Source organism: Sulfitobacter sp. SH22 (assembly GCF_965641905.1).
Lineage (GTDB): Bacteria > Pseudomonadota > Alphaproteobacteria > Rhodobacterales > Rhodobacteraceae > Sulfitobacter.
The window spans coordinates 91,894-98,013 of record NZ_CBFFKI010000001.1; the positions used below are offsets into that span (position 1 = coordinate 91,894).

Here is a 6,120-nt window from a genome sequence, read left to right on the forward strand (position 1 = left end):
GCTACTTGCTGAACATGATCGGCACTTTTTGATCACGCAGCAGCGCATAGGTGGTTGCCCCAATCACAAAATCATAGGTTCGGGAGTGGCCAAACGCACCGGTCACAATAAGGTCTGCACCGCTTTCAAAAGCGGCCTTGCTCAGGACATCGGCAACGCTGCTGCCCGATGGTTCGCGATGCTCCAGCGTGGGTTTCAGGCCATGACGGGCGAACATTTCGACGATGTCGATGGCGTCTGCATCCTTCAAAGGGTCTTTGGGGGCTTTGCCCACGCGCAGCACGGTCAGCTGCGCACCGGGTTCCGCTAGCCCCAGCAAATCATGGGCGGCGCGGGCCGCTTCTCTGGTGTCGCTCCAGCCCAACAGCAGGTTTTTCCCGATCTCGGGGCCATCGTAATTCAACGGAACAATCACAACGGGGCGGCCGCTTTCGCGGATCACCTGGGTCTGGACATGTCGCTGGTCATATCGATCATGGTCCTTGTCTTCATGCGCCATGATCACCAGATCAGCCGCACGGGCACATTCAACCATCCGTTCGCCGGCAGACACGGATTCAGCGCGGACCAACCGGAACTCGCTCACGAAATCCTCTGGCGCGGTGTATTTGGTAAAGACCTTTTTTATCGCTTCGGATTCTTTTTTCTGACTTGCGTTGAAGGCGGCAAATGCAGGTTCGGGGATATGCATGGCGATGCCTGGGTACACCAACAACGCTTCGACCGTGTGCAATCCGATCAGATGGGCGTTGTGTTTGCGCGCCAAAGGGACAGCGACCTTCAACAGTGTTTCGGTGTTTTCCAGGGTGGTCAGACAGACCAATATTGTCTTCAGTCCCATGCGTTCGCTCCTTTTTATCTGAAAAATCTATCCTTGAATAAAGTTTAGCGGGGCTTCGACAGGTTGAATTGATCCCAGTCAATCGGCTGTTCGGGTTTCCGATTATCCAAAGGGGTAATTAGAACCCTTTGAAGGAACTTTTTCATGTTCACTTTCACAAATGCATTGGCCGCGATTACCGCACTTGGCCTTTCTTCTGCCTGTTTGGCGGAAACGGTTTCTACCAGAAACGGTGACGATACATTCTTTGCCGGGTCCCAGCTAAGCCAAGCGGTGGATACGGTGGGCGACACCTTCATGGCGGCACGTGCGGTCAATGTGAACGGGGCCTCGCAGGGTGACCTGCATATCGCGGGGTTTGATGTTTCGGTAGGCACAGAAGTGTTTGAGGATCTTTATGCCTTGGGCGGTGCCGTGGTGATCCGCAGTACCATCGCCGAAGATCTGACAGCGGCCGGGTTTTCCTTGCGCACCGAAAGCAGCTCTTTGACCAAGGGGAATGCCCGGCTTTTGGGCAATACGGTTACGATCGAGGGACCGGTGGAGGGTGCGTTATCCGTGATAGGGAGCGACGTCATCTTGAACGCTGCGATCAATGGCGATGCCCGAATTCTGGCGCAAACGCTGTCGTTCGGACCTGATGCAGTGATCTCTGGCACGCTGACCTATAGCACCAAGGAAAAGATCACCATTCCCGATCGGGTCGCCGCTGCTGAGCGCGTGACATATGAAAAGATCTTGAACGGACGTGTCTGGGAGGAATGGCAGGACATGGGCAAAGACATGCCCGCTTTCCCCACCTTCATGTCCGTCATTTTTGCCTTCGTGGTCTCGATCCTGTTCTTTCTGGTGCTTGGTGCCTTGGCATTGGGCTTTATGCCCAAACGGCTGTCGAAAATGCGCCGCAGCGTGACCGAGTCCCCCGGCAAAATCTTTCTTCTGGGGGTGGTCGGCTTGTCGGTGCTGTTCGGCATGGTGCCGATCACGGCCATGACCATCGTCGGCATTCCCTTTGTTCCGGTCGTGATTTTGGCGATCATCGTCGTCTGGACGCTGGGCTATGCGTTGGGCACCTATAGCGTCGCAATGCGGCTTTGGATGGGTTTGGGTGGTGCAACCGACCCCAGTAATATTGCGCGCCTGCTGGTTTTTGCGGCTGCGCTGCTCTTTGTTGGCCTGCTGAACTTCATTCCCTTCATCGGCTGGGTGGCAAATTTCACGCTGGTTCTCCTCGGCATCGGGGCAATGGCGCGCCCGGCTTTGCACTCATTGCTCGGCAAATCCGGCGCTGCACTGGATGTCGATCAGAAACCTATCAATGACTGACCTAAATTAGGAGAAAACAAATGACGGCCCAAGGTTTGGAAGTAATCGACAACAGTGTCCATGTGACACACGAATGGATCAATGAACTGGCGGATCGCCTGGACTGGCATTCGAAACGCAGTGTGCTGCGGCTTTTGCGGGTCACACTGCACCACTTGCGCGATCATCTCGTGGTGGACGAGATGGCACAGATGTCTGCGCAATTGCCGGTGCTGATCCGCGGGTTCTTTTTTGAAGGCTGGATACCAAAGAAAACCCCGATCAAAGAACGCAGTGCCGAAGAATTCGTTGCTTTCATCGCAGCCGAGATGAGCGAAACAGCCGAGTTCTGGGGCCGCGAGGATATCAAATGCGTCTTTGACGTGTTGAACAACCGTCTTAGCATTGGTGAAGTCGAAGATATTCGCGCCACGCTGTCCGTAAAAATCCGCGACCTGTGGCCGCAACCATAAGATCAAAGAAAACGCCACGAGGGTAAAATCCTCGTGGCGTTTGAATATCACTGCGATGTCTGTGGGGTGATCTTAGTCGCGATCACCCAGTGACAGCCCCAACAATGCGGTTGGCCGCTCGATAATGATCGTGTGAATGTTGTCGATGGCGATGATCTTGCTTTTGCGCAGTTGCGTAAACGTCCGGCTAACGGTTTCAGTGGTCAGACCCAGAAAATCCGCGATGTCAGACCGACTCATCGGCAGTGTTACACTGCGGTAGGCCCCTAGATCGGTCCCGACCCGTTCGGCCAGCACGCACAGGAACGACGCCAGCTTCTCGCTGGCCGATTTACGCCCCAGCATCATGAAGTGGTCCTGCATCCCGCTGATTTCACGCAAGGCGGCTTGCAACAGGGCATGGTGCAGCTTGGGGTCGCTGTCGCCGTTCTCCAGTGCGGAGCGCCGGTAAGGCTGCAAACGGACCTCGTTTAAAGCTTCACAATCGGTAAGGTGAATATCTGACGGAGAAAAGCCAACGATATCACCGGGGTAACCGAAAGCGATAACTTGACGGCGACCATCGGCCAGAAGGCGTGTCAGGCGCAATACGCCGCTGATGACCTGGTAAACGCGTTCCGCATTGTCCCCTTCATAATACAGATAGGCTCCGGATTTCAGGCGCGTTTCCGAAATCTGCGGCAAGGTTGTTTCAAGTGGTAAAAATGCGGATTTGGTAGCGTTAATATTTGGGATCGTGACGTACATGGCAGTGGACCTCTAATGTGAATTGAGGGGACCTTGCCAAGTGTATGTAATCTGATTTATTCTATTGAAGCGGGATTTTGTAACATTTTGTATCAGACCCGTCGATGTTCCGGTTGTTTTTTGATAAATAGATTTTTATATCGCCAGCAAGATAGAAAGTGTGGTGTCCTTGTGACGGATCAAACTATCCTTATCGTTGATGACGATCCTAAGATCAGATCCCTTTTACGTAATGTGCTGGAGGATGACGGCTTTAGTGTGTCCGAGGCTGAGACCGGAGCCGAAGTAATACAGGCTCTTGAGACCCAACCTATCAGCCTCATTACATTGGATATTAACCTTGGCTCGGAAAACGGCGTTGATGTGGCCCGTCAGATCAGACGGACATCTCAGGTTCCGATTATTATGGTGACGGGCAAAGAGGATGTGATCGACCGTGTTGTTGGCCTTGAGGTCGGTGCAGATGATTACATCACCAAACCGTTCCATGTCCGCGAAGTGCTGGCGCGGATCAGAAGCGTGTTGCGCCGCGCCGAGAGGGGCATGGCCGCTTCTACTGAAGCCGCTGACGTGCCGAAAAATGCGAAGCCGCAAATTCCTGATAGCGTCTGTTTTTCCTTTGATGGCATGGTCGCTGTCCCGGACCAGATGAAATTGTTGGACCGCTCCGGCGTCGAGTGCGGCTTGACCAGCGGTGATTTCAAACTGCTTGATGTTTTTCTGAACAGACCCAAGCGTGTATTGTCGCGCGATCTATTGATGGACCTGACCGGGGGCACAGAGTGGAACCCGATGGACCGCGCCATCGACAACCAGATTGCACGGCTGCGCAAGAAAATCGAGCGCGACCCTGCAGATCCGAAACTGATCAAAACGGTGCGCGGATTTGGTTATACATTCGCGTGCGAAGTGAAAGTCATTCAGGCGGCTGATACATCTGTCAGAAGCGCCTGAAGCCTTTGCGCCAATGCAGATTGCCGGTATGGCTTTTGAAGGATTTCAAAGATTGTTTGATGTGCCAAACCGGCACTGATCACATCACTGGCATAGCCAGAGGTTAACAGCACCTTGAGCTTTGGGAATTCGACTGAAATCTTGGCCGCAAGATCAAACCCGTTCAAGGTGCCCGGCATCACGATATCCGAGAACACAAGATCAACCCGGGCATCCGTTTTCAGCATCTCATAGGCCTGATCGCCGCAATCTGCCTCTCGTACCATGTACCCAAGGTCGCGAATGCGCTCGATCGACAGCTTGCGCACTTTGGGGTTGTCCTCGACGATAAGAATGGTCTGCCCGGTGCCGTTTTTTGGCTTTGGCTTGTGATAGGCAGATGCGCCGAACGTATGATGCACATCGGGCTGTTTCACGGCAGGAAAGTAGAGACCGAAACTGGTTCCCAGATCCAATTCGCTATATAGCGTCACATGACCGCCCGATTGCCGTACAAACCCGTACACCATCGCCAGACCCAGACCTGTGCCGCCATTATCCGATTTGGTCGTATAGAACGGCTCGAACGCGCGGCGCTGCGCTTCCATGCTCATACCGGTGCCATCATCGCTGACACTCAAACGTACATAATCACCGGGCTCCATATCGGCTTCTTGTGCCATATAGGCGTCGTCAATCGTCACGTTCCGGATGGAGACAAGCAATTTACCACCTGTGCCCATCGCGTCGCGTGCGTTCAGGGCAAGGTTCACCAGCGCGGATTGCAGTTGCGCGGCGTCAACCATGACCGCATCCAGATGTTCGGCAAAGTCGGTTTTGATATCAATGGTCGCTCCCACTGTCCGCTGAAGCAGCGCGAGCGTGTCCGAGCAGATTTCGCGCAGGTCCGCCCTTTGTGGCTGCAAATTGCTTTTGCGCGCAAAGATCATCAACCGCGACGTCAAATCCGAGCCCAATTCCGCCGCCTCAAGCGCGTCCGTGATTAAGGGGAGCTGCCGCGCATTTGCGCCACGCATTCCAAGCAGTTCAAGATTGCCAATAATGACCGTCAGAAGGTTGTTGAAATCGTGGGAAATACCGCCTGTCATCTGGCCGATCGCATCCAGCCGCTGTGACCGCGCAAGCGCGTCTTCGGTCGCCTTGCGGCGTGTCAGATCGTGCAGGATACCGATGAATATAGGTTTGTTGCCAACCTTTGAATGACCGACCGACAGATGCAGCGGAAATACAGATTTGTCTTTGCGCAGCCCCTCGACATCACGGCCGATTCCGATGATCCGCTTTTCGCCAGTCTCGATATGGTGGGACATATAACCGTCATGAAGATCAGCCACCGCCTCTGGCATCAGCATGTTCAGACTTTGCCCGACCATTTCGGAAGCTTCATATTTGAACATTTTGGCCGCCGCCGGATTGGCCCGCAGGATCCTGCCTTTCTGGTCCGCCACGATGATAGCATCCACCGCAGCCTCAAGGATCGCGTGTAATACGGCGCTGTCTTCGTCGGAATTGTTCATGAATGATGTTCCTTTTGGCTACCCTGCCAAATACAGTCAGGCATGAGCAAGGCACAATTGACCTTTATCACCTTTACGTGCCCGCGATCTGTGAAACCCGTGTCGAATGCAATTGCAGAGGCACGAATGAAACCAATTATCACATGGGTTGTTTTGGCGAATGCGAGAACCATTAGGGTTCTGTCTGGCAAGGGCACCGTGCCCCAACTGCCCGACGAAATACGCGGCCTTGTTTCTTTGATCATCGGTTGTTGTGGGCCATTTCGGTGCGACCCAGGAACAA

Annotated in this window: 7 protein-coding genes; 3 read left to right on the top strand and 4 right to left on the bottom strand. The window is 53.9% G+C overall.

Annotated elements, in window-relative coordinates; genetic code table 11:
* Nucleotide 1 precedes the first annotated feature (1 nt).
* Nucleotides 2–841: a universal stress protein gene (locus tag ACSQ13_RS00280; protein ID WP_295510081.1), complete on the bottom strand. Its 840-nt coding sequence runs from the start codon at nucleotides 839–841 to the stop codon at nucleotides 2–4.
* 144 nt (nucleotides 842–985) lie between these two features.
* Here ACSQ13_RS00280 and ACSQ13_RS00285 point away from each other — a divergent pair, with 144 nt between their 5' ends.
* Entirely contained in the window at nucleotides 986–2,167 is a 1,182-nt protein-coding gene (locus ACSQ13_RS00285) for a hypothetical protein (RefSeq protein ID WP_295510083.1), read from the top strand.
* Nucleotides 2,168–2,187: 20 nt separating this feature from the next.
* Nucleotides 2,188–2,619, top strand: coding sequence for a DUF2267 domain-containing protein (locus ACSQ13_RS00290; RefSeq protein ID WP_295510085.1), 432 nt, complete (start codon nucleotides 2,188–2,190; stop codon nucleotides 2,617–2,619).
* A gap of 72 nt (nucleotides 2,620–2,691) precedes the next feature.
* Here ACSQ13_RS00290 and ACSQ13_RS00295 read toward each other — a convergent pair whose 3' ends face one another.
* The gene (locus tag ACSQ13_RS00295; RefSeq protein WP_295510088.1) at nucleotides 2,692–3,366 is read right to left on the bottom strand and encodes a helix-turn-helix domain-containing protein; all 675 of its coding nucleotides are present in this window, start codon (nucleotides 3,364–3,366) and stop codon (nucleotides 2,692–2,694) included.
* A gap of 87 nt (nucleotides 3,367–3,453) precedes the next feature.
* Between ACSQ13_RS00295 and ACSQ13_RS00300 the strand changes: the two genes are divergently transcribed.
* Nucleotides 3,454–4,320, top strand: coding sequence for a response regulator (locus ACSQ13_RS00300; protein ID WP_435988049.1), 867 nt, complete (start codon nucleotides 3,454–3,456; stop codon nucleotides 4,318–4,320).
* On the opposite strand, the gene ACSQ13_RS00305 is transcribed toward ACSQ13_RS00300, so the two are convergent.
* Entirely contained in the window at nucleotides 4,287–5,837 is a 1,551-nt protein-coding gene (locus ACSQ13_RS00305; RefSeq protein ID WP_295510093.1) for a PAS domain S-box protein, read from the bottom strand. The two genes, ACSQ13_RS00300 and ACSQ13_RS00305, sit on opposite strands and share 34 nt — an antisense overlap.
* Nucleotides 5,834–6,120 (bottom strand): hypothetical protein (locus tag ACSQ13_RS00310; protein WP_435988050.1); only part of this gene is annotated, 287 nt, incomplete at its 5' end. The genes ACSQ13_RS00305 and ACSQ13_RS00310, both read right to left, overlap by 4 nt.

Bases quoted from the DNA above. Each gene is read 5' to 3' on its own strand.
- ACSQ13_RS00280 (WP_295510081.1), bottom strand. From the start codon at position 841: ATGGGACTGAAGACAATATTGGTCTGTCTGACCACCCTGGAAAACACC.
- ACSQ13_RS00285 (WP_295510083.1), top strand. From the start codon at position 986: ATGTTCACTTTCACAAATGCATTGGCCGCGATTACCGCACTTGGCCTT.
- ACSQ13_RS00290 (WP_295510085.1), top strand. From the start codon at position 2,188: ATGACGGCCCAAGGTTTGGAAGTAATCGACAACAGTGTCCATGTGACA.
- ACSQ13_RS00295 (WP_295510088.1), bottom strand. From the start codon at position 3,366: ATGTACGTCACGATCCCAAATATTAACGCTACCAAATCCGCATTTTTA.
- ACSQ13_RS00305 (WP_295510093.1), bottom strand. From the start codon at position 5,837: ATGAACAATTCCGACGAAGACAGCGCCGTATTACACGCGATCCTTGAG.